Source organism: Nocardia sp. NPDC102475, from assembly GCF_055584605.1.
Genome location: NZ_JBVJLS010000010.1, coordinates 160,214 through 183,322, shown reverse-complemented (window position 1 = coordinate 183,322; position 23,109 = coordinate 160,214). Strand labels below are relative to the sequence as shown.

Genomic DNA, 23,109 nt, shown 5'->3' with positions numbered 1-23,109 from the left:
CGCCAGCCCGACAGTCAGCGGCGTGTACGCACCATGAACCAGCCGGCGCCCACGCCAAGGGCCGCGAGTCCGGTCAGTACCGAACTGAGCGGAAGCGAAAGCCCGACAACCACGCACCCCGCCGCGCCGACGAGCGGCACCCAGCGTGGCGGACGATCCTCGGTCAACGTCGCCGCCGAGACATTGGCGATCAGGTAGTACACCAGCACCGTGAACGACGAAAACCCGATGGCCGCACGCAGACCGAAGGTTCCTGCTACCGCCGCCACCACCGCGCCGACCGCCAACTCCGCCCGATGCGGCACGCCGAAGCGCGGATGCACGGCGGCCAGCGCACCCGGCAGATAGCTGTCGCGTGCCATCGCCAGCACCGTGCGCGAAACCCCCAGTATCAGCGCGAGCAAGGATCCGGCCGCCGCGAGCACCGCGCCGACCCGGACCACCGGAGCCAGCGCAGACACCCCCGCCGTCGAGACGACCCGGGCCAGCGGATCGATCGCATGCGCCAGACCGGCAGACCCGAGTACCTCCAACGCGGCCACTGCCACCAGCGCATAGACTGCCAGCGCAATCCCGAGCGCGATCATGATGGCCCGTGGAATCGTGCGTCGCGGATCGCGCACCTCCTCGCCGAGGGTGGCGATGCGGGCATATCCCGCGAAGGCGAAGAACAACAATCCCGCGGCCTGTAAGACTCCGCGCGGTCCGATCCGGTCCGGCAGAGTCGTTGCGGCGGAATGGTTTCCGAACAATCCCACCCCGACGACCAGCACCAGCACGGCAAGTACCGCCGCCACGATGATCCGGGTGGCCAGCGCCGATTTCTGCACGCCGGTGTAGTTGATCGCGGTGATCGCGACAACCGCCGCGACCGCGACGACCCGCGAATGGTCCGGCCACGCATAGCCGCCCACTGTCAGTGCCATCGCCGCACACGATGCGGTCTTACCCGCGACGAATCCCCACCCGGCCAGATATCCCCAGAACGCACCGAGACGCTCGCGTCCATACACATACGTCCCGCCCGATACCGGGTACCGCGCCGCCAGCCGTGCCGAGGACGTCGCATTGCAGTAAGCGAGCAGTGCGGCCACAGCCAGGGCGAGCAGCAGCCAACTACCCGCCACACCCGCCGCGGGAGTAAGTGCGGCGAAAATGCCCGCGCCGACCATGGACCCGAGCCCGATGACCACCGAGTCGGTGAGTCCGAGCCTGCGTCGCAGCGCGTCGCCGTGCGTTGCCATGGCTGCATCATCGACCACATCGCGGTCGACCACGAGCCGAGCGCTCCGGAAATACGAAACGCCGCCAGGTTGGTAAACCTGGCGGCGCTGAGTCGCCGGACGCCACGCCAACGTCACGACTCGAGTGCCGACGTCCCACAAGCGCCTCTCGGCGAGTGGTCGCTCGTAGCGACGAATGGGGTGAGGCCCGGGGCTGTCCGGACGCCGACAGAGATGATCAACGGTCCACCGTCCGGATCTATTCCACGAAATGCGATGTGATGCGCACAACGAAAAACAGTTGGTCGGATCCGCCACGATGCGCTCCTCCTCCCGATAATTCCCAGCTGCCTGGGCAGCGCACGGACCTGCCTGTGCAGCACGGACGGATACTGCGGCCGGTGCTATGAAACCGACCAATCGGTATTTATTGAGCTACCCAAGCTGCGTCGTCATTCAGGCAAGCCCAGCGGGGGCTGGCACCCGGCCTCTGCCATCACCGGCAGAAGTCGGCGTCTTCGCACTCGGGACCGGATATGCACAGGCGGAACTGCGGGAGGCACGCCGCCGCACCCCGCGACCGCGATCAGATGCGGCATGGCCGCTCGACGGGCAGGTCCCGCGGGGGATGGTTCGGGCCGGTACGGACTCGCGTACCGCAATCTAGAATCAACGGGCTCACGAGGTGAAGAGGGGGATCGGCGTGTCCGATGATCTGGTTCTGGCCGAAATGCTGGCAGCGTTGGAGCGCAGTCCGGAGGTACTCACGCTGCGGGTGCGGGTGATCGAGTTGCTGATCGATCGTGGCCGCCATGCCGAGGCGCTGGCCCAGTGTGCGACCGCCCTCGGTCAGGAACCGGGACATGCTCGGGTGCTGGAGCTGTTGCAGCAGTGCACGATGGCGCTCGCAAGTGGTGCGATGCCCGCTGTACCGACCCCGCCGACGCTGAGCGAGCCGACGCTGAGCCCGCCGTCGTCGAGCGAGCCGACGCTGAGTCAGTCGTCGTCGAGCGAGCCGACGCTGAGTCAGTCGTCGTCGAGCGAGCCGACGCTGAGTCAGTCGTCGCTGAGCGAGCCGACGCTGAGTCAGTCGTCGTCGAGCGAGCCGACGCTGAGTCAGCCGTTGCCGAGCGAGCCGACGCTGAGTCAGCCGTTGCCGAGCGAGCCGACGCTGAGCCAGCCGACGTCGAGCGAACCCACGCTGAGCCAGCCGACGTCGAGCGAGCCGACGCCGAGCAACACCACGCCAAACGACTCGACAGCGGATGAGGCGAAAGACAATCCGTCGCAATATGATTGGGCGGCCGCTGAAGAGCAGGTCGGCGATATCATCGCCCCCGCATTCATCGATGAGGGGCCGCGCGAATTCGTCACCGACTCCGATGTGGGCATATTCGAAAAGCCCACCGTCAAGTTGGCCGACGTCGGCGGCATGCAGGATGTGAAGCGTCAGCTCGAACTCACCCTGCTCGGTCCGATCCGAAATCCCGGATTCGCCAAGGCTTTCGGCACTTCCGCGCGCGGCGGACTGCTGCTCTACGGCCCGCCCGGCTGCGGTAAGACCTTCATCGCCGCGGCGGTCGCCGGTGAACTCGGTGCGAACTTCTACCCGATCGAGATCGCCGACATCCTCGATATCTATCACGGTTCCGGTGAGCGCAATCTGCACGAGGTCTTCGAAATGGCCCGCCGCAATGCGCCCTGCGTACTGTTCCTCGACGAGGTCGACGCACTCGGGCACAAGCGCAGTCAGATGTCGGGTTCGGCCTGGATGCGCAATGTGGTGAATCAGCTGCTCAACGAGATGGATTCGGCCACCCACAGCAACGACGGCGTCTACATCCTCGGCGCCACCAACCACCCGTGGGACCTCGATGTCGCCCTGCGCCGCCCTGGCCGGTTCGACCGCATGATCCTGGTCGGCCTGCCGGATTCGGACGCGCGCCGGGCGATCCTGCACTACCACCTGAAGGAGCGTCCGGTCGCGGGCATCGATCTCCCGGCGATCGTGCGGCGCACCGACGGCTTCTCCGGTGCGGACCTGGCCCACATCTGTACCTCGGCAACACAATTGGCGATGGCCGACTCGATCAGCACCGGCACCGTGCGCCCGGTCGGTATGGCCGATATCGAAGTCGCGCTGAGCCAGATCAAGCCGAGCGCGGGCCCCTGGTTCGAATCCGCCCGCAACGTAATCGAATTCGCCAATAACGACGGGACGTACGACGAACTCGCGAAGTACATGCGAGCCAAGAAGTTCCGCTCCTGAAACAGGCCCGGCCGAGCCACTCGGGGCGCACCAACCCACACTCCATCCGGCGGAGGGCGCCATCGTCTGTGTCCTGGAACCGCGCGTCGTCTGCGTCCTAGGAGTGCGCGTTGTCTGCGCCCCGGGGTGTGCGGATCTCCCGTCTTATCGGTGTGTGGGTTATGGCGTCCCTGGAGCTGTGCGTCGTCTGCGCCGGGGTGTGTGGCGGGTGCGTCCTGGGGGTGTGCGGCATCCTCGTGCCCGGAGGTGCGCGTCACCGCGTCCCCCTGGAGCTGCGCGTCGTCTGCGCCGACGGTGTGCGTTCTGCGGTGTGCGTCACCGGCGTCCCCTGAAGCGGTGTGGGTCGTCTGCGCCCCCGGGTGTGCGACACCTGTGCCTGCAGGTGTGCGACACCCGTGCCCCCGGAGGCATGCGCATCGGCGCCCAGGTGTGCGCGGCATCGGCGTCCCGCTTGAAGCACCCAGCCGCCCGCGTCTTCCGTAACCGCCGCCACATCCGCTGGCTTACTCGCGCGACAAGATTCTTTTCTGGATCTACCCAAACTCTTGACTAATTCCAGAAAATGCGTGACCATCGAATGCATGCACACCGACCTCACCGATCCGCGCGAACGCTTGCGTGCGGCCGGTCTGCGGGTTACTGCCCCACGGGTCGCGGTGCTGGCTGCGGTGGCGGCCCGACCGCATTCGGATGCCGATCGGGTGGCCGCCGCTGTCCGCGAAACCCTGGGCTCGGTATCCACGCAGGCTGTCTATGACGTGCTCCGGGCCTGCGTGAATGCCGGAATCCTGCGGCGCATCGAACCCGCCGGTTCGCCCGCGCTGTACGAGGCCAGGGTCGCGGACAACCACCACCACCTGGTGTGCCGAAGCTGCGACACGGTCGTCGATATCGACTGTGTCGTGGGCACCGCCCCCTGCCTGGAACCCGAGGACGCGCACGGGTTCGTGATCGACGAGGCCGAGGTCGTCTTCTGGGGTCTGTGCCCGACCTGCCGTACACATTCAGCGAAGGAGGCTGCCGATGACCAAGCCGACCACCACCAACACCGGAACGCCGGTATCGAGCGATAACGAATCGCTCACCGCGGGCACCCAGGGTCCGATCCTGCTGCACGACCACTACCTCATCGAAAAGCTCGCCCAGTTCAACCGGGAGCGGGTGCCGGAGCGGATCGTGCACGCCAAGGGCGCAGGCGCATACGGCGAGCTTTTGGTGACCAATGACGTGAGTCGCTACACCAAGGCCAAGCTTTTCCAGCCGGGCGCGCGGACCGAATCGCTGGCGCGGTTCTCCACCGTCGCTGGCGAACAGGGCAGCCCCGACACCTGGCGCGACCCACGGGGTTTCGCGGTGAAGTTCTACACCGAGGACGGCAACTACGACCTCGTCGGCAACAACACCCCGATCTTCTTCATCAAGGATCCGATAAAGTTCCCGGACTTCATCCGTTCGCAGAAGCGCCTGCCCGGCAGCGCCCTGCGCGATCACAATATGCAGTGGGACTTCTGGACCCTGCGTCCGGAGACCTCGCACCAGGTCACCTGGCTGATGGGCGACCGCGGCATCCCGAAGACCTACCGTCATATGAACGGCTACGGCTCGCACACCTACCAGTGGATAAATGCCGCGGGCGAGCGCTTCTGGGTGAAATACCACTTCAAGACCGATCAGGGCATCGACTACTTGCCCCAGGCCGAGGCCGACCGCCTCGCGGGTGCGGACGCCGACTATCACCGCCGCGATCTCTACGAGGCGATCGAGCGTGGCGAGTTCCCGAGCTGGACCCTGTACGTGCAGGTCATGCCGGTCGCCGAAGCCGAGGGTTACCGCTTCAACCCGTTCGACCTGACCAAAGTGTGGTCGCATCGGGACTACCCGCTGATCGAGGTCGGCAAGTGGACGCTGAACCGCAATCCTGGCAACTACTTCGTCGATATCGAGCAGGCCGCCTTCGAACCCTCGAATGTCGTTCCAGGCATAGGCTTTTCGCCCGACAAAATGTTGCTCGGCCGGGTGTTCGCCTACGCGGACGCGCACCGCTACCGAGTCGGCACCAACTACGCGCAGCTGCCGCCGAACCGCGCACGTGCCGCGGAGGTGAACTCCTACTCCAAGGAGGGCGCGATGCGCTACGACTACAACGACGCGAATGTGCCTGTCTACGCGCCGAATTCGTTCGGTGGCCCGCATGCGGATCCGGAGCGGGCACCCGATGGCGGCGTGTGGGAGTTCGACCCGGCCGTCGTACGCGCGGGCTATATCGAGCACGCCCAGGACGGCGATTTCACCCAGGCGGGCACCCTGGTCCGTGAGGTCTTCGACGACGAGCAGCGAGATCGCCTAGTGGACAATATCGTCGGCCATGTGCTCGGCGGTGTGCGCGAGCCGGTGCTGTCCCGGGTCTTCGAATACTGGAAGAACGTGGACGCCGAGCTCGGCAAGCGTATCGAGGAAGGTGTCCGCACCGGACTGGACGGCTGATAACTCAGGTCCGAAAACAGCTCCGCCCCTGACCATTTCGGTCGGAGGCGGAGTTTTTCGTTATGGGGGAATCCACGGGCCCCAGGGCTCGGAACTACAACAGGCCCCACCAATAGAGCAGTGTGGCCAGCACCCAGACAACCACGGTTTCCATCGCCGCTCCCATTCTTCTTGGCGCCCTCATGCTCCATCATCCGCCGATTCGCGCCACCGCGCCGCAAACTTATCGGGATCTTCCACAAATAATGCGACTACCTGCGGTTTTGTTCCTGCAAGGTCTTCTTAAGTGCCCAACAAGCCCGCGACGGCATTGTTTGTGTCAACACCGCAACACAAGCCACCACCGGGGGTGGGGAACCGGACTCGACCTGTTCACGAGGGGTAACAGGTCGCGTCACGGGGGTAGTGCCAGCTGGGCCGGTCCACGAGGGGTGACCGGCCCGCTGGCGCTCTATCGGGGGCAACCACTTCGGATGGCTCTTCCCGGAGCTGACCGGCGAATCCGTCGCCGCTGCCGAAGGTAACCATTCGGTGCGTGCCGACGATCCCATCCAAGGGTGTATGTGGCCGGGCCGGTTCACGAGGGGTGACCGGCCCGGCCGGGCCTCGAGCGGTCAGCCGACCGTCTGGACCGAGTAATCGGGCAGTTCGTAGCTCTCGGTCTTGGTGAGCATCTTCATCATGAGCGGCTTCATGATCTTGGTGGTCATCAGTCTGCTGACGAACAGACCCGCGCGAATGCCGAACCGCGATTGGGGCGTCATCGAGCGCAGACCACCCGGCGGCAGCTCCTGCGCGGTGGCGACGAACGGCCGCAGCACCTCTTCGTAGCGGGCCAGCGCCTCTTCGGGATCGGTTGCGTGCGCGGCGATTTCACCGGCGAGGACGTACGCGCCGACCAGTGCCATCGCGGTGCCCTGCCCGGTGAGCGGCGAACCGCAGTAACCCGCGTCGCCGAGCAGCACCACGCGGCCCTTGGACCAGTTCGGGACGTCGATGCGGGCCAACTCGTCGAAGTAGAAGTCGTCGGCGGTGGACATGGCATCGCGCACGGTGCTTGCGATCGTGCCGCCATCGGCCAGCCGCTCGCGAATGAGCTGCTGCTGCGCCGCGACATCGCGACGCAGCGCCGGATTCGCGGCGTCGCGAATGACGACCAGCGCCTTGCAGGTGGCCGGATCGGCATCCGGGCGCAGGCCCACACCGGTCGCGCCGACCAGGGAGTTCATCGCGATCCAATGCTGCTCCGCATAGTCGGGCGTCGGCAGCGTGAAGAAGGACATGTAGCCGCCGAGATAGGTGGAGAAATCCTCCTCCGGGCCGAAGACCAGGCGCCGGGTCGAGGAATGCAGCCCGTCCGCGCCGATCACGATGTCGAACCGCTCGGTGCTGCCGGAGGCGAAGGTGACATCGGCGCCCGCGTCGTCCTGGCTGATCTCGGTAACCCATTCGCCGTAGCGGTAATCGATACCGCCCGCCTCGTCGAGCAGATCGAGCAGCACCAGGTTCAGGTCGCCGCGGGTGATCTCGATCTCGGCGACCGCGCCCTTACCCTCGAAAACCTCCGCGGCCATGCGCAGCAGTTCCTTGCCCTCGCTGTCCACGAAAACCATGCCGCGCTCGTCCAGTTGGGATTTGCGAATACCCGGCATAAGCCCCATCCGCTCCGCCACCTCGACGCTCGGACCGCGCAGATCCACAGCCTGCCCGCCGGGGCGAGGCGCGGCCGCCCGCTCGACCACGGTGGCCCGGATCCCGGCCCGGAGCAGTTGCAGGGCAACGGCATTGCCGCCGATGCCGCCGCCGCAGACGAGGACCCGCGGGCGGTTGGTGGCGGGGTTGGTGTTGCTCATGATCTGTTCCTCACTGGCTCGAATGTCTTGCACATATGTCTAACAGACGTGCTGCACGTTTGTCTAGAACAAATGTGTAAGACGTTTGAGCCAGCGGCTGGTTCTAGTGCTGCAAGTAGGCCTTCCAACTGCCGTAGGAGGTGATATCAGTGGCAGTACCTGCGGCGTCATAAGTGCAGGCGAAGCCGATGACCGTATGTCCGTCGGATAGTTCGATACTGGTCAGCGCCATCGGCGGGGGCAGCGTGGCGAGGAAGCGGCCGAGTCCCGCCGCCGATACCCGGAACAGCTCGCCGAGGATCGGCGCACCGAGTCCCGGGCCGTGGCGCACCAGTCCAGGTTTCGCGGGTGTGGTGTCGAGCGCGGTCAGGCGGTAGGCGTCGGTGGTGCGGATCTCGCCGGTGAACCGCGCGCCGATCTCCTCCAACTGCCAGTGCAGCGGCTGACCGCGCAGGTGCGCGCCGAAGACGGCCAGCTCGACACCGTCTTCGACCAGTGCCGGGGCGTTGTCCGCGCCGATGATGCGGGCGGCGATGTCGACGGCGACCTGATCGGCGAAGGCGGGCGTCACGACCGTCACGCCGAAGGGCGCGCCGGCCGCGGTGGGTAGGCCGGGGACGGCGACGGCCGCCATATCGAGGATATTGCAGAAGTTCGTGAAGGTGCCCATCCGTCGGTTGATGCCGAACGGATCCGCTTGTACCGCAGCGATACTCGGATGCTCGGTGGTCGTCGGCAACAGCAGCCCGGCGAATCCCTGCAAAGTCACCGCCGCCGCAGCCTTGGCTCGGGCCAAGGTATCCAGATCGGCCGCGAATCCGGGGCCGGTCGTTGCTCGCGCCGCATTGATGATGGCCGTCACGGTGGGATCGGCGCTCGCCGGCGCGATATCGAGGAATGCGCCGACGGCCGCATAGCGTTCCGCGACGATCGCGCCGTCGTAGAGCAGAAGCGCGGCATCGAGCATCCCCGAGATATCGACCTCCTCGGTCGTTATCCCGGCGCTCGTCACCGCGGATACGGTGCGGGCGAACGCATCTCGGTACGAATCGCTGAGCGCGACGAGATCCGCGGAGCGCGGGATCGCCAGTCGGATAGTCTGCGGTGCGGCGAGCGGAACATCGGCGGGCCAGGACCGGCTGCGCGGATCCCGAGGCTCTGGTCCGGCCATGACCGCGGCCGACGCGACCGCGCTGTCCAGGTCGGTGGCGAAAACGGTCACTGCGTCGTAGTCCGCACATGCCGGAACCACCCCGTGTGCCGGGATGATCCCCAAACTGGCCTTGATACCGACGATTCCGTGCAGTGCCGCCGGAACGCGTCCGGAACCCGCTGTGTCCGTACCGATTCCGACATCCGCAATACCGAGAGCTACGGCGACCGCCGATCCCGAACTGGACCCGCCGGAGATCAACTCCGGATCGTGCGCATGGCGAACCGCGCCGTATGGGCTGCGCGTACCGACGAGTCCGGTTGCGAACTGATCCAGATTGGTCTTGCCGAGAACCAATGCGCCCGCCGCGATGAGGCGCTCGATCGCCGCCGCGGTGACCTCGGCGGTGTAGGCGAATTCGGGGCAGGCCGCAGTGGTCGGCAGTCCCGCGACATCGATATTGTCCTTCACCGCGACCAACACCCCTGCCAACGGCAAGGATTCACCCGCGGCGAGCCGCTGTTCGACGCCGGCGGCCTCGGCGGCGACATCGGCCTCGGCACGCAGCGTGATCCACACCTCCGGCCGATCGACCTCCGCGATGCGCCGGTACGCGGCCGCGACCCGCGCGGTCGGCGTGCCATGGACTTCGATATTGCCTAGGACGCCTGCGGTCATTCGGCGGCTCCGATCACTGCTAGGGGGGTTCCCGGTTCCACTTTCGCGCCTGGGGTGGCCAGTACCTTCAGTACCGTGCCGGTGTCCGGGCTGTGCACCGGCAATTCGAGTTTCATCGCCTCGAGGATGGCAACAGGATCGCCCGCGTCGAGACGCTGGCCCACCTCGATTTCCACCCGCCAGACATTGCCGATCATCGGTGCGGTGACCACCGTTGCGTCCTGCGGCAATCCGGCCAGTGGGTCGGTAGCGGGTTCCAGCACACTCTCGACGATCGTGCTCTGCTCGAATTCCCCCGCGGCGCGCCAGGCCTGTTTCTCCGCCTCGAAGGCGATGGCCTGCTTGGTTTCGAATTCCGCTATGGCTTCGGCATTTTCGGTGAGCATTCGCAAATGGTCGGCGAGTGCGAAGGTGCCATCGCTGACCTCGGCGTCGAAACGTCCGGCCGCGGCCGCCGCGCGCTGTTCGAGCAGTTGCTCGGGAGTCACCGGCTCCCAGACGATGCGGTCGAAGAATCGAAACAGCCACGGGGTGCCCGTTTCGAACGGTGCGGATTGCCGGTAGCTGGACCAGATCGGCACCGTCCGGCCGATCAGCTGATAGCCGCCCGGTGACGCCATGCCGTAGACGCAGAGGTACTTGCCGCCGATGCCGACGGCATCCGCTGGTGTCCAGGTGCGCGCCGGGTTGTATTTGGTGGTGACCAGCCGGTGTCGCGGATCGAGCGGTACCGCAAGCGGTGCACCGAGATAGACGTCGCCCAGGCCGAGTACCAGGTACTCGGCATCGAAGACCGCGGCACGCACATCCTCGACGCTGTCGAGTCCATTGATGCGGCGGATGAATTCGGTATTCGAAGGCAACCACGGCGCGGTATCGCGGACCCCGCTGCGGTATCGATCGATGGCCTCGGCAATCGAGGGATCGTCGAACGACAGCGGCAATCGAATCGTGCGACTGGGCACCACGAGGTCATGGGTTGCGGGCAGTTCGGATTCGAGGTCGGTCAGCGTGCCGAGCAGCCGATGCTGCGTCAGCACTTCGGGATCGAAGTGGATGTGCAGCGAACGGACACCTGGTGTCACATCGATGATGCCGGGCAGTCCGGTGCCCGCCAGCGCCTCGGCGAGTGCGTGCACCCGCATGCGCAGGCCTAGATCCAGCACCATCTCGCCGTATTCGACCAGAATATTGTCATCGCCGCCGCGCAGATAGGCGACTTGCGGGCGATCCGCACCCGCGGCAGCGGCGCCGAGGATGCCGCGATCGTCCAGTCCGGCCGGCGCGCGGGAACCGGTGCGCAGGCTCAGCGCCGCAGTTGGGGCTTCGGCCTTGGCACGGGCGGTATTCGAACGGCGCAGCGCGGTGGCCCGGTCATCGTCGACGGGCACGAAGCGAACGGTATCGCCGGGACGCAACTGGCCGAGTTTCCAGCGATGCGCCGAGATCACAGTGAGCGGGCAGGCAAAGCCGCCGAGGCTCGGACCGTCCGGGCCGAGCAGGATCGGGGTATCACCGGACACATTCAATGTTCCGACGCTGTACGGGTTGTCGTGCAGATTCGACGGATGCAATCCGGCATCGCCACCGTCGGTGCGCGACCAGGTCGGCTTCGGCCCCTCCAGCCGAATGCCGGTGCGATTCGCGTGACTGCCGACTTTCCAAGGGTGCGAATAGAATTGGTCCATATCCGCATCGGTGAAATAGGCGGGTGCGGTCTGCGGTCCGATACCCACGGCCAATTGCCAGACGTGCGTGAATTCGGGTCGCTCGTCGAGCGGAACCGCTTGTGGTTCAGCGAGTTCGGGCCGATTCCGGACGATTCCGAGCACATCCCCTGCGACAAGGGCTTTACCGGTGCTGCCGCCGAAGCCGCCGAGGGTGAAGGTGGCGGCGCTGCCGTGATAGAGCGGCGCATCGATGCCGCCGCGCACCGCGAGGTAGGTGCGCAATCCGGCGTCCGACGGTGCGCCGATATCGAGCACCGACCCGGCCGGGACGGTAACCGGCTGCCACATCGGGACCGGCTGTCCATCCACCGTGACCGGCGTCGAAGCACCCGTCACGCAGACCACGGTCGTATCGGCGAAACGCACCTGTGGACCCTGCAGCGTGCATTCCAGCGCGGGCACACCTGCGGGGTTGCCGACGGCGATATTGGCCAGGGTGAACGACAGGTCGTCCATTGGACCCGACGGCGGAATTCCGACCTGCCACAGGCCGATTCGTCCCGGATGATCCTGGATCGTGGTCATCGTGCCACCACGCAGCACATCGATGCGATGGCCGGCGGGTCGGATATCGGCCAGTGTCGTCGTGACGTGGTCCGCGTCGAGCACCACGGAATCAGCACTCGCGGCCCGCAACTGGGGCAGATTCGTTTGGACCCCGTAGATCCTGGTCGCGGCCAGCGCATCGCTCAATCCCGCGAAGGCCGCGTCGCGAGTGGTCCCCGACGCGATCACCTTGGCCAGCAGCGGGTCGTAGTAGGGACTGACCTCGGTGCCCGTCGCGACCCAGGTATCGACGCGAACCGCCGCATCCACCGGAAAGGTCGCGGCCGTGATCAACCCGGCGCTCGGCCGGTACTCGTGTCCCGGATCCTCGGCATAGACTCGCGCCTCCACGGCCCATCCGCTGATCGCCGGTCCGGTCTCGGGCAGTTCGTCGACCATCGAGCTGTCCCCGCCCGCCAGCCGCAGCATCCACTCGACCAGATCGACTCCGGTCACCGCTTCGGTCACCGGATGCTCGACCTGCAGCCGGGTGTTCATCTCCAGGAACGAGGCCGCACCGCGCTCGACGTCGTAGACGAACTCCACCGTGCCCGCCGATCGGTACCCTACCGACCTGGCCAACTCCCGCGACGCCGCGAGCAACTGCTCCGACAGCTCCGGCGCGAGTCCGGGTGCGGGCGCTTCCTCGATGACCTTCTGATTGCGCCGCTGCAGCGAACAATCCCTGGTGCCGAGGCTCACCACGCGCCCGCAACCGTCACCGAACAGCTGTACCTCGATATGCCTGGCCCGCGCCACGAACCGCTCCAGGAAAACACCATTCGAGGAAAAATTCGTCGCGGCCAGACGCTGCACGCGCAGATACGCCGACCGCAGCTCATCGGCATTACCGCAGGCCTGCATGCCGATACCACCGCCGCCACCGGCCGCCTTGAGCATTACCGGATAGCCGATGCGCTCGGCCTCGGCCACCGCGTGCTCGGTCGATTCGAGCAGTCCACTACCCGGAATCAGCGGCACCCCAACGGCTTCGGCCGTCTCGCGAGCGGTGTGCTTGTCGCCGAAGACGCGCAATTGCTCCGGCGTCGGCCCGACGAACGCGATTCCGGCATCGGTCACCGCCGTGGCGAAATCCGCGTTTTCCGAAAGGAATCCGTATCCGGGATGAATCGCGCCCGCACCCGTCGACAGCGCCGCCTCGACAACGAGGTCGGCTCGCAAGTACGACTCCGCCGCCGGACTCGACCCAAGATGTACTGCGACATCGGCGATTTCGACATGTGCCGCACCGGCATCGGCGTCGGAGTACACGGCGATGGTTTTCAGACCGACCGCGCGCGCCGTTCGCATGATCCGGCAGGCGATTTCGCCGCGATTGGCGACCAGAACCGTATCGAATTCCAGTGTCACCGGAAACTCCCTATTCAGTTGCCAAGGACATCGCGGCAATGGCCCGCGTGACCCGATCGAGAACGACATCGAGCGATTCCCCGATGTGTGTGTGCAGCAGCCGATATGCCAGCGGAAGATCTTGTGCCAGCACGGCATCCAGAATTCCCAGATGCTCGGCGATGGTGGTCTCGATCCGGTTGTTGACCATGAAGTCGTACATCCGCACGTGCCGGATCCGCGAATTCACCGCCTTGAGCGAGCGCACCAGCTCGGCGTTGCCCGCCGCCGTCAGCAGCGTGACGTGGAACTCCTCGTCGCGCACCACGAAACCGGGCTCCTGCTCGGGCGGATCCGCACGCAGGGCCAGCCAGGCCTCGCGCTCGGCCGCCAGCAACGCATGATCGTGCACGACCGCCGGATTGTCGATGGCGCGCTGAATTCCACCGAGCTCCAAGGTGATTCGCAGCTCGTACAGGTCCCGGATCAACGGAATGCTTGGCCGCACCGGAGTGAAGCCGTATTCCTCCCGCTGCAACAGTCCGTCCGAGCACAGCATGGTCAGTGCCTCCCGGACCGGCGTCCGCGAGATACCGAACCGGGTCGACAGCTTGGGCTCGGTCAGGCGCTCGCCGAATCGGATATCCCCGTTCATCAACTCGGCGCGCAAAGTCGTATAAACAACATCCCGCAGCGGTCGTCCCGCCGCATCCGCCAGTGTGGCCAGCCTTGTCGACATGTGTGTATACGCTATGGACCTTGCGTTTCATCGAGATGACCGCAGGTTAGCAAGCGGTAAGAGTCTGCTCACCGCCCATATCGGACGACCGGGGACATATCGGAACCATCGCGCATTCCTTCGGCGTGCCGCCTTCCGGAATTTCGCACAGGCGGTGCACAGTGAGGGGGAGCAGACAGCAACACTTGGCAACGTCGCCGCACCACCGCAGGACACATTGTCCCAGCAGGCTGATGACAGCCGGGCACTCCCGTGCCGGTCGGTGCCGATCGGTCGCGACGCCGGGTGCACCTACGAGAAGTCTCGGGAGGTATGGATGGATGCGTTCGTGATCGTTGGCTTGCTCGCCCTGGTCTGCGGGCTACTAGCGGTCATTGCCTGCGCGGTGTGGTGGCCGACGCCGGACCAACCAGCGAAAACAGCTCCGCCCCCGACCTGTGCGGGCCGGGGGCGGAACCGTTCGTCTCAACCACGAGTCGGGGTGACAGGATTTGAACCTGCGACCTCTTCGTCCCGAACGAAGCGCGCTACCAAGCTGCGCCACACCCCGTGAAGCGAACCTGGAGTAGCTTACAACAGCTCACGTCCAGACGTTAAACCCGCAGGTCAATCACCCTCCATGGGGGCGAATGCTGGTGAAGATGCGCATCGCGGTGGCCGCGTCGACGGCATTGGGGACGCCGGTGTCGGCCGCGATCACCATGACGAAATTGCCGCTATCGGTGGGGGTGGCGAAGGTATAGACGGAGTACTCGGTCGCGCAGCCCGGATTGACCTTGGTCGCGGTGCCCTTGGTCTCCACGAACATGCCCTGCTGGGAGCCGTCGAGCGAGCGGAGCGGCTGCGCGGCGCCCGGGGTACCACCCGATGAGTTGGTGTAGGCGATCTTGGCGGTCCTGGTGCCGAGTTCGGTTGCGGCGGTTGCCGAATCGGTGTCCTTGGAGCCGGTCAGGAAGGCCACGGTGCGGGTCGAGCCGGGGCAGTAGCCCTTCCCCTCGGTGGCCAGCCCCTTGCCGGTGACCGCGTCCGGCGGATCGCCGAAGCCGCCGACCTTGCCGTCGGGGGCGACCGTCCAGTCGGCGGGTACGTCATAGGCGGCCCCGAGGTCCGAGGCCACCACGACCTGGTAACCGGGTATGACGGGGGTTTCGTTATTGGCGGGGGCCTGCTTGGTGGTGGTCGGCTGGGGCGATGTATGTGAACCCGTGGGGGTCAGTGCGCTCACCATCGACGGAACCGGGTTCTGCGCCGCGGTGTCGTCCGAGCCGTGGTTGGCCGTGACGATCGCCGCCGTCGCTCCGCCCGCGACCACGAGCGTCGCGATCGCGGCGGCGATCCATGCGGTGCGGCGCCCGCGACTCGGTCGGTTCGCGCTCGACGCGGCGGCCAGGTCCGCGGTGAATCGGTCACCGAAGAACGCATTGGAGCCACCGCCCGGGCCATGGGGAGCTCGCATACCGCCGTGCGGTCCGGATGGTGTTGCGCCGGGCTGGAATTGCGTCGCCGAGCCCGGCTGCCATGCCGAAGCGGGTTGCGGCGCCCACTGCAGGGTCGGATCGAATTGACCAGGGGCACTTGCCGTTTGCTGCTCGGGCTGCCACGGCATGGGCAGGGCCGGTGCGACGCCGCCGTTCCACGGTGTGGCCGTCGGTTCGGGGCCGAACGGCGACAGTGCGGCCGGATCGAGCTCGACCGGCGCCCCGAATGTGCCGTGCGTTGCGTCGGCCCCCGACTGCGTGGGAGTGGACTGCCCGGATCCGGGCCGTCCCAGCGCAGGGCCGAATTGCTCTGTCCCATAAGGCTGTTGCTGATACGGCGTACCGGGTTCGCGCCGGTCGTCGAAATCACTCACACTGTCCCCTGCCTGATGTCAGTCTCGGCACAGGACCTTACAGCGTGTCTGGAAACCCCTTATCGATGGTTCCCGACACCATCCTTATCGGATGTCCGCACCGACAGAGTTCTCAGATGCGCTCTTAGCCGAACTCAGCGGGCGATGGCTTCCGACGGTGAAACGCCCTGTCCGCTATCGGCATTGGGACGTTTCGGCGGTGCGGCGACCAGGGTCAGCAGCGTCGCCTCGGGGCGGCAGCAGAAGCGGTACGGCGCCCACGGCGAGGTGCCAAGACCCGCGGAGACGTGCAGTTGGGTGTGCGCGCCCCACTTGGACGAACCCTTCACCCGCGAGCGATCGATACCGCAGTTCGTGACCAGCGCACCGTATCCGGGCAGGCACAGTTGGCCGCCGTGCGTATGTCCGGCCATGACCAGGTCGTAGCCGTCCTCGGCGAAGCGGTCCAGCACCCGGGGTTCGGGCGAGTGGGTCAGGCCGATACTCAGCACGGCCAGCGGGTTGGGCGCACCGGCGACGGTGTCGTACCGATCACGCTGCAGATGCGGATCGTCGACGCCCGCGCTCGCGATTCGAATGCCCGCGACCTCGACATCACGGCGGACATGGGTCAGATCGAGCCAGCCGCGCTCGGTGAATGCCGCCCGCAGGTCCTTCCACGGCAGCGGCGCGCCGTACACCCGCCGGTGATCCTTCTTGAAGTATTTCGCCGGATTCTTCGGGACCGGCGCGAAATAGTCATTGCTGCCGAAAACGAAAAGGCCTGGGCGGGAAAGCAATCCGCCGAGGGCCTGAACCACCGCGGGCACCGACTTCTGGTGCGAAAGATTGTCGCCGGTATTGACGACCAGATCCGGCTCCAGCCGATCCAGCTCCCGCAGCCACTGCTGCTTGAGCTTCTGACCAGGCATCATGTGCAGATCGCTGATGTGCAGCACCCGTAGTGACGACGAGCCGGGCTGTAGCACCGGCGCCGTGGCCTCGCGCAGTACGAAGGCATTTCGTTCGATCAGCGAGGCGTAGCCGATACCGGCCACCGCGGCCCCGGCGGCTCCCAACGCGGTTCGTCGGATGGCGGAGGTCGAGATTACGGGCATTTGCCCAGCATAGGTGACCCCGGTGCGGAACGCCGAGTGTGTTTCCGCACAAGCGGTCGGCCGGCCGTTTCGAGCGACCTGCAAGCAGTCGCTACGAGGAGTGGACAGAATCCGGGTCGGACACCAAATGTAGTGGGCCGCGAACAGGGAAACGGCTACCGTGTGGCACATGTCGGAACTCAAATCGCAGCTGCGTGCGGATATGACCGCCGCGATGAAAGCCAAGGACACGCTGCGCCTCGCCACCCTCAGGATGCTGCTCGCCGCCATCCAGACCGCGGAGGTCGCGGGCTCGCAGGCGCGTGAGCTCTCCGACGCCGAGGTCATCGCCGTACTGCAGAAAGAGGCGAAGAAGCGCAGCGAGTCGGCCGAGGTCTATGCCCAGGCCGGGCGTGGCGAACTGGCCGCCAACGAACACGCCGAGGCGCGCATCATCGATGAATATCTGCCGACGCAGCTGACCGACGCCGAGGTCGCCGATGTCGCCGATACCGCGATCGCGCAGGTCGCCCAGGAACTCGGCGAGCGCCCGGGCATGCGGCAGATGGGCCAGGTCATGAAGGCCGCCACCGCGATCGCCGCCGGTAAGGCCGACGGCTCTCGCATCTCGGCAGCCGTGAAGTCGCGTCTGTAGCCGCAAAGAAGAAAGCCGCCGATCTGGAATCCAGATCGGCGGCTTTCGTATTCATGAAGCGTTATCGAGGGGCGGGGAATCCCGGAATACTCGGTAATCCCGGAATGCCTGGAATACCTGGAATCGGAAGACCGGGCGCGGGCGCCGGTCCGGGTGCAGGCGCGGGTGCCCGTTCCGTCCCGTCGCTGATATAGATCGTGATCACCGACCCGGGAATCGCCGACCCATTCGGCGCGGTCCCCATCACCGTCCCCTTCGGCGGCGCACCGGTGCCGTTCACCGGCGAGACCTGGAAGCCCGCGGCGACCAGTGCGGCAGTCGCCTGACCTTGGGTCATGCCCGCGACATCGGGGACCTGGGCCTGGTTGGACCCGCGCACATATTTGTCGTCCAGCGGCGGCAGTGCGGGCGGCGGGAAGTTCCCGATCACCGGCTTGACCGCGTTGAACCAGGTGCGAGCGGGTTCATTACCACCGAAGAGATTGCCATCGCCGCAGCTACGCAGCGGGAACGAGCAGATCTCACCGGGTGTCGGGCTGTCGCCGTAGACGTAGGCCGCGGCCGCAAGCGAATTGGTGAAGCCGAGGAACGCCGAGGAGCGGTGGCTCTCGGTGGTGCCCGTCTTGGCCGACAGCGGCGCGTTCCAGCCGGTCGCCCGCGCCGCGCCGGCCGCGGTGCCGCTGATGTCGTCCTGACTCATGGCATTGGCCAGCGTGTTCGCCAGTCCGGGATCGACGACCTGTTCACAGGCCTGCTGGGTGAGCGGCACCGTCTTCCCGGAGCGGTCGATCACCTCCTTGATCGGCGATGGCGGGCACCACCGGCCGCCGGACCCCAAGGTGGCGGCCACATTCGACAGCTCCAGCGGGTTGATCGCGACCGGGCCCAGGGTGAACGAGCCGAGGTTCTGTTCCTTGATCATGTCCGCCAGGCTCTGGTTGCCGTGGCCCGAGCTGCCCGCCTCGGTGTAGGAGCGCATGCCCAGGCGCACCGCCATATCGACGGTCGGGGTGACCCCGACGGCCTGAATCAGCTTGACGAACGCGGTATTCGGCGAGGTGGCCAGCGCCTCGGTCACCGACATCGGCGACTTGTAGTTACCCGCGTTCTGCACGCAGTAGGTGGCGGGTGGGCAGCCGCGCGCACCACCGTTACCCATGCCCTTCGCCTCGAACCGGCCCGGCACATCGAGCTGGGCGTTTATACCGAGGCCCTTTTCCATGGCCGCGGCCGTGGTGAAGATCTTGAAAATCGAGCCCGCGCCGTCACCCACCATCGAATACGGCTGCGGTTGCACCGTTTCGTTGGCATCGCGGTTCAGGCCGTAGGTGCGACTGCTGGCCATCGCGAGCAGCGGATGCGAATCCTGTCCCGGCCCGACCACCGACATCACCTGGGCGATGTCGTCGAGGTTCGGGTTCGCGGCCTCGGTGACCGAGCGTTTCACCGAATCCTGCAGAGCCGGATCGAGCGTGGTCTTGATGGTGTAGCCACCGGTATTGATCTGTTCGCGGCTGATACCGGCATTGGCCAGGTACTGCAGCGCGTAGTCGCAGAAGAAGCCGCGATCGTTGGCGGCGATGCAGCCGCGCGGCAGGCCCTTGGGCTCGGGGAGCACGCCGAGCGGTTCGGACTTGGCCTTGCGGAATTCGTCGGCGCGGCTGGGGATGTTCTGGATCAGCGTGTCCAACACGGTATTGCGCCGCTGCAGCACACCCTCGGAATTGGTGTAGGGATTCAGCTTCGAACTGGACTGCACCATGCCCGCGAGCATCGCCGACTGCGGCACATTCAGATTCGCGGCGTCGACGCCGAAGTACGTCTGCGCCGCGTCCTGGATGCCGTAGGAGGAGTTACCGAACGGGACGAGATTGAGGTATCGGGTGAGGATCTCGTCCTTGGTCAGCTCTCGGTCCAGCGTGAGCGCCATCCGGATCTCGCGCAGTTTGCGTGCGGGCGTGGTCTCGATGGCGGCCCGGCGCTCGGCGTCGGTCTTTGCGACGACGAGTAGCTGGAAGTTCTTCACATACTGCTGATCGAGGGTGGAGGCACCCTGTTGCACCTCGCCGCTGCTCGTATTGGTGACGAACGCGCGCATGGTCCCGGTCCAGTCCACACCCGCGTGCTCGGCGAAGCGCCGATCCTCGATGGAGACGATCGCCAACTTCATATCGTTGGAGATCTTGTCGCTGGGGACCTCGAAGCGGCGCTGCTCGTACAACCAGGCGATGGGTGTTCCGTTCGCATCGACCATGGTCGAGACGGCGGGGGCGGTGCCCTCCACCAGCTCTGCGGACACATTGTCGACGGCGTCGGCGGCGCGGTTGGAGACGAACCCGAAACCGCCTGCGAGAGGGAACAACAACCCGGCGACGAGCACGGCGGCCAGCGCGCAGCTGCCGGCCAGCCTCGCGAGCGTATGTGTGATCGGCACGGACCCAGACTACGGGGTGCCGATCTGGCGCTCTCGGGTGTGTTTGCGAGTAGCTCGGATCCTGGAGTTCGCATGCCGGATTGGGCGTGTCGCGGGATAGATTCCGGCGTGTCGCGGAGGGGCGGGCCGCAGGTCGAGTCGACCGCCCGGTTCTGGATCACGGTTGCAGGGACGGACGTACCAAAAAGTCTCGGGACGGTCTTGCGCAGAAGCCATACCTTTACCTAGATTGAGAACCCAGTGTGATAGAGCTAACACTCAAAGTGGAATGTGGTGCAGTTCGCAGCGGGGTTTGGGTTGCTGCGACACTGACACGCGATTCTGGAGCGCCGTTGACCCGGTGTTCGGACTGCAAAGGGGCACACCAAATGCACATGACAACCCCCATCGCTCGATTGGACGTAGAGCAGGCCGAAGCAAGGATCGCCTGGGTAGCCCAGGCCCGATGCAAGGAAGTAGACCCTGATCAACTGTTCGTCCGCGGCGCGGCGCAGCGCAAGGCGGCGACGATCTGCAGGCATTGCCCGGTGCTTATGCAGTGTGGGGCCGATGCACTCGACAATCGAGTCGAGTTCGGCGTGTGGGGTGGAATGACCGAACGACAGCGTCGTGCGCTGCTCAAGCAGCACCCGGAGGTGACGTCTTGGGCGGACTTTTTCCAAGCCCAGCGTCAACATCAAATCGCAATCTAACCCTGGAACTGAAGCCGAGCCCGCGATTGCGGGCTCAGCTTCGTTAATGGGTCTATATCAAACCGACATCAGAATGACACAGTCGCTCAATAGATTTCGCCGCCGATAACGCCTCAGGCGGTCACCTCGACCGGGTGCGCATCGGTGAGTTGCGCCGCGACGGCGCGCAGCGCCTCCAGATCGGAGACCTCGAAGGGCAGGGCGGTCACCGAGGTGATCGGCACCCGCGGATGCGCACCGGTGAACCGGTGCAGCAGATGCTGCTCGCGCTTGGCGGTAGCGACCCGCTGGGCGTGGATGCGCAGCACCGCGGCGGTCAGCGGATCGGTTTCGGTGAGCTGATCGGCGGCGGTCAGCGCATGATCGGCGGACAGCGAACTGAGCATCGGGTGGGTCCGGTTCAAGATCAGTCCGGCCAGCGGCATGCGTTCGGTCGAGAGGCGGTCGACGAAGAAGGACGCCTCGCGCAGCGCATCCGGTTCGGCCGCCGCGACCACCAGGAAGTGCGTGCCCGGCTTGGACAGCATCGCGTAGGTGCGATCCGCGCGATCCTGGAAACCACCGAACAGCGACTCCAGTGACTGCAGGAAATTCGACGCGTCCTTGAGCATCTGCCCGCCGACAATGGTCGAAACACCGCGCACGGCCAGGCTCATCGCACCGGTCACCAATCGGGTGACGCCGCGACCGGGAGCCATGATGACCCGGATCATCCTGCCGTTCAAGAAGTTTCCGAGCCGCTGCGGCGCATCGAGGAAATCGAGCGCATTGCGGGACGGAGGAGTGTCGACCACGATCAGGTCCCACTCCTTGCGCCCGGCCAACTGACCGAGCTTCTCCATCGCCATGTACTCCTGCGTACCGCCGAACGAGGAGGCGACCGTCTGATAGAAGGGGTTGGCGAAAATCTGCTCCGCCTTCTCCGGACTGGTGTGCTCGAGCACCATATCGTCGAAGGTGCGCCGCATATTGAGCATCATCGCGTGCAATTCGCCCTTGGCCTCCGGACCGAGCGCCACCCGCTGCGGGGTGTTGTCCAGATCGGCGACACCGAGTGACTGGGCCAGCCGACGTGCCGGGTCGATGGTGAGTACCACGACCTTGCGACCCTGCTCGGCCGCGCGCAATCCGATGGCCGCCGCGGTGGTCGTCTTGCCGACGCCGCCGGAGCCGCAGCAGACCACCACCCGCGCGGTGGGATCGGCGATAATGCTCGAAACATCTAGTGGCGTGGCCACATTCGGATTACTCATCGGACCCCCTGCTTGCTCAGATGTTCGGCAAGTTCATAGATGCCACCGAGATCCATGCCGTCGGCGAGCGCGGGCAGATACATCCGCGATACATCCACCTTCGCGAGTTCGGCGGCGCTTTCGTCCTGTGCCCGCAAAGTGGCCGAATGCTCGACGGTTTCGGTGATCAGGCCCTGGAAGTCCTGGTCCGACAGGGAAATTCCGGTCTCGGTGAGTCCGGCGCGAATGGCGTCGCGGTCGATATCGCCCTGTGCGGCTTTATTGCGCACGTCGGCCGGCAATTGGCCCTTGGTCGCCCGGTTCACGATGACGGTGCCGATCCGCAGGTCATTGGCGGTGAGTTCGGCGACGGCGTCGGCGGTTTCCTGCACCGGCAGCGCCTCGAGCAGGGTGACCAGGTGGATCATCGTCTGATCGGAGTGCAGCAGCCGCGAGACGCCCTCGGCCTGCGAGGCGATCGGGCCGCCCTTGGCCACCTCGACCATGGCCTGGGTGACATCGAGGAAGCTGGCGATCCGTCCGGTCGGCGGTGCGTCGACGACGATTTCGTCGAATACGGACTTGCCCTGTTTATCTACCCGGACCGCGCATTCCTTGATCTTGCCGGTCAAGATGACATCGCGCAGACCGGGTGCAATCGTGGTGACGAATTCGATGGCGCCGACCCGGCGCATCGCCCGCCCGGCGAAGCCCAAGTTGTAGAACATGTCGAGGTATTCGAGGAAGGCGTGCTCGATATCGAGAGCGAGCGCGACTACTTCACCGCCGCCGTCAGCGGTGGCGATCCTGGTTTCGGTGGGCGGCAGCGGCGGCAGATCGAACAACTGGGCAATGGACTGCCTGCTCTCCACCTCGACCAACAGCACCCGCCGTCCGCCCGCGGCCAGCGCGAGTGCCAGTGCGGCGGCGACCGTCGACTTGCCGGTTCCCCCTTTGCCGGAGACATAGTGCAAGCGGGCCTTATCCGCGCGCTCCGGCCAACCCGTTTCCGGCCCTGGCTCCGCCGAAATAGGCACTGCTGTTGGTACTCCCACGATCGCGAGCCTATAACCCGTTCTGACGTCGCGTCCCAGCGATATGGTCAGCGCCTCATTTTCCAGCGATTCTGTCCCAGACGGCGGG

15 protein-coding genes, 1 tRNA gene and 1 pseudogene are annotated in these 23,109 nt (G+C 65.8%); 6 read left to right on the top strand and 11 right to left on the bottom strand.

Annotation, left to right across the window (positions count from 1 at the left end; all coding sequences use genetic code 11):
* Positions 1-14 precede the first annotated feature (14 nt).
* Positions 15-1,244, bottom strand: coding sequence for an APC family permease (locus ACZ60G_RS19960; RefSeq protein WP_465811515.1), 1,230 nt, complete (start codon positions 1,242-1,244; stop codon positions 15-17).
* 1,231 nt (positions 1,245-2,475) lie between these two features.
* On the opposite strand from ACZ60G_RS19960, the pseudogene ACZ60G_RS19955 reads away from it, so the two are divergent.
* The 4 genes and pseudogenes from ACZ60G_RS19955 to ACZ60G_RS19940 form a co-directional block, all read left to right on the top strand.
* Positions 2,476-3,492, top strand: a pseudogene (locus ACZ60G_RS19955) (ATP-binding protein); the annotation flags it as partial.
* Positions 3,493-3,602: 110 nt separating this feature from the next.
* Positions 3,603-3,824, top strand: a complete 222-nt coding sequence (locus ACZ60G_RS19950; RefSeq protein ID WP_465811514.1) for a hypothetical protein — start codon at positions 3,603-3,605, stop codon at positions 3,822-3,824.
* A gap of 249 nt (positions 3,825-4,073) precedes the next feature.
* The gene (locus tag ACZ60G_RS19945; protein ID WP_465811513.1) at positions 4,074-4,565 is read left to right on the top strand and encodes a Fur family transcriptional regulator; all 492 of its coding nucleotides are present in this window, start codon (positions 4,074-4,076) and stop codon (positions 4,563-4,565) included.
* Positions 4,516-5,976 carry a catalase gene (locus ACZ60G_RS19940; protein WP_465811512.1) on the top strand — a complete coding sequence of 487 codons (1,461 nt, stop codon included), beginning with the start codon at positions 4,516-4,518 and terminating at the stop codon, positions 5,974-5,976. Before ACZ60G_RS19945 ends, ACZ60G_RS19940 begins: the two co-directional genes overlap by 50 nt.
* 614 nt (positions 5,977-6,590) lie before the next feature.
* Here the strand turns inward: ACZ60G_RS19940 and ACZ60G_RS19935 are convergent.
* The 7 genes from ACZ60G_RS19935 to ACZ60G_RS19905 all read right to left on the bottom strand — a co-directional run bounded on the left by ACZ60G_RS19935 (position 6,591) and on the right by ACZ60G_RS19905 (position 16,974).
* Entirely contained in the window at positions 6,591-7,829 is a 1,239-nt protein-coding gene (locus ACZ60G_RS19935) for an FAD-dependent monooxygenase (protein WP_465811511.1), read from the bottom strand.
* Between the two features lie 103 nt (positions 7,830-7,932).
* The gene (gene atzF / locus ACZ60G_RS19930) at positions 7,933-9,660 is read right to left on the bottom strand and encodes an allophanate hydrolase (RefSeq protein WP_465811510.1); all 1,728 of its coding nucleotides are present in this window, start codon (positions 9,658-9,660) and stop codon (positions 7,933-7,935) included.
* Positions 9,657-13,307 carry an urea carboxylase gene (uca, locus tag ACZ60G_RS19925; RefSeq protein WP_465811509.1) on the bottom strand — a complete coding sequence of 1,217 codons (3,651 nt, stop codon included), beginning with the start codon at positions 13,305-13,307 and terminating at the stop codon, positions 9,657-9,659. Before uca ends, atzF begins: the two co-directional genes overlap by 4 nt.
* A 10-nt stretch (positions 13,308-13,317) precedes the next feature.
* Positions 13,318-14,025: a GntR family transcriptional regulator gene (locus ACZ60G_RS19920; protein WP_465811508.1), complete on the bottom strand. Its 708-nt coding sequence runs from the start codon at positions 14,023-14,025 to the stop codon at positions 13,318-13,320.
* 476 nt (positions 14,026-14,501) lie between these two features.
* Positions 14,502-14,575: transfer RNA gene (locus ACZ60G_RS19915), tRNA-Pro, on the bottom strand.
* 60 nt (positions 14,576-14,635) lie between these two features.
* Positions 14,636-15,877 carry a DUF8017 domain-containing protein gene (locus ACZ60G_RS19910; RefSeq protein WP_465811507.1) on the bottom strand — a complete coding sequence of 414 codons (1,242 nt, stop codon included), beginning with the start codon at positions 15,875-15,877 and terminating at the stop codon, positions 14,636-14,638.
* Positions 15,878-16,011: 134 nt separating this feature from the next.
* Positions 16,012-16,974, bottom strand: a complete 963-nt coding sequence (locus tag ACZ60G_RS19905) for a metallophosphoesterase (protein ID WP_465811506.1) — start codon at positions 16,972-16,974, stop codon at positions 16,012-16,014.
* 169 nt (positions 16,975-17,143) lie between these two features.
* Here ACZ60G_RS19905 and ACZ60G_RS19900 point away from each other — a divergent pair, with 169 nt between their 5' ends.
* Positions 17,144-17,608: a GatB/YqeY domain-containing protein gene (locus tag ACZ60G_RS19900; protein WP_063046865.1), complete on the top strand. Its 465-nt coding sequence runs from the start codon at positions 17,144-17,146 to the stop codon at positions 17,606-17,608.
* A 61-nt stretch (positions 17,609-17,669) separates the two neighbouring features.
* On the opposite strand, the gene ACZ60G_RS19895 is transcribed toward ACZ60G_RS19900, so the two are convergent.
* Positions 17,670-20,042 (bottom strand): penicillin-binding protein, encoded by a 2,373-nt coding sequence (locus ACZ60G_RS19895; RefSeq protein WP_465811505.1) that lies wholly within the window; start codon positions 20,040-20,042, stop codon positions 17,670-17,672.
* 368 nt (positions 20,043-20,410) lie between these two features.
* Here ACZ60G_RS19895 and ACZ60G_RS19890 point away from each other — a divergent pair, with 368 nt between their 5' ends.
* Positions 20,411-20,734, top strand: coding sequence for a WhiB family transcriptional regulator (locus tag ACZ60G_RS19890; protein WP_040686051.1), 324 nt, complete (start codon positions 20,411-20,413; stop codon positions 20,732-20,734).
* A gap of 113 nt (positions 20,735-20,847) precedes the next feature.
* Here the strand turns inward: ACZ60G_RS19890 and bagB are convergent, their stop codons facing one another.
* Together bagB and bagA are read right to left on the bottom strand one after the other, a co-directional pair.
* Positions 20,848-21,987: an ATPase BagB gene (gene bagB, locus ACZ60G_RS19885; RefSeq protein ID WP_465811504.1), complete on the bottom strand. Its 1,140-nt coding sequence runs from the start codon at positions 21,985-21,987 to the stop codon at positions 20,848-20,850.
* Positions 21,984-23,003: an ATPase BagA gene (gene bagA, locus ACZ60G_RS19880; protein ID WP_465811617.1), complete on the bottom strand. Its 1,020-nt coding sequence runs from the start codon at positions 23,001-23,003 to the stop codon at positions 21,984-21,986. Before bagA ends, bagB begins: the two co-directional genes overlap by 4 nt.
* Positions 23,004-23,109 lie beyond the last annotated feature (106 nt).

What these genes read in the sequence shown, in the direction of transcription:
- ACZ60G_RS19900 (WP_063046865.1), top strand. Translation starts at nt 17,144, where the DNA reads ATGTCGGAACTCAAATCGCAGCTGCGTGCGGATATGACCGCCGCGATG.
- ACZ60G_RS19945 (WP_465811513.1), top strand. Translation starts at nt 4,074, where the DNA reads ATGCACACCGACCTCACCGATCCGCGCGAACGCTTGCGTGCGGCCGGT.
- ACZ60G_RS19920 (WP_465811508.1), bottom strand. Translation starts at nt 14,025, where the DNA reads ATGTCGACAAGGCTGGCCACACTGGCGGATGCGGCGGGACGACCGCTG.
- ACZ60G_RS19890 (WP_040686051.1), top strand. Translation starts at nt 20,411, where the DNA reads ATGCACATGACAACCCCCATCGCTCGATTGGACGTAGAGCAGGCCGAA.
- atzF (WP_465811510.1), bottom strand. Translation starts at nt 9,660, where the DNA reads ATGACCGCAGGCGTCCTAGGCAATATCGAAGTCCATGGCACGCCGACC.
- ACZ60G_RS19935 (WP_465811511.1), bottom strand. Translation starts at nt 7,829, where the DNA reads ATGAGCAACACCAACCCCGCCACCAACCGCCCGCGGGTCCTCGTCTGC.
- ACZ60G_RS19905 (WP_465811506.1), bottom strand. Translation starts at nt 16,974, where the DNA reads ATGCCCGTAATCTCGACCTCCGCCATCCGACGAACCGCGTTGGGAGCC.
- ACZ60G_RS19960 (WP_465811515.1), bottom strand. Translation starts at nt 1,244, where the DNA reads ATGGCAACGCACGGCGACGCGCTGCGACGCAGGCTCGGACTCACCGAC.
- ACZ60G_RS19940 (WP_465811512.1), top strand. Translation starts at nt 4,516, where the DNA reads ATGACCAAGCCGACCACCACCAACACCGGAACGCCGGTATCGAGCGAT.
- bagB (WP_465811504.1), bottom strand. Translation starts at nt 21,987, where the DNA reads ATGAGTAATCCGAATGTGGCCACGCCACTAGATGTTTCGAGCATTATC.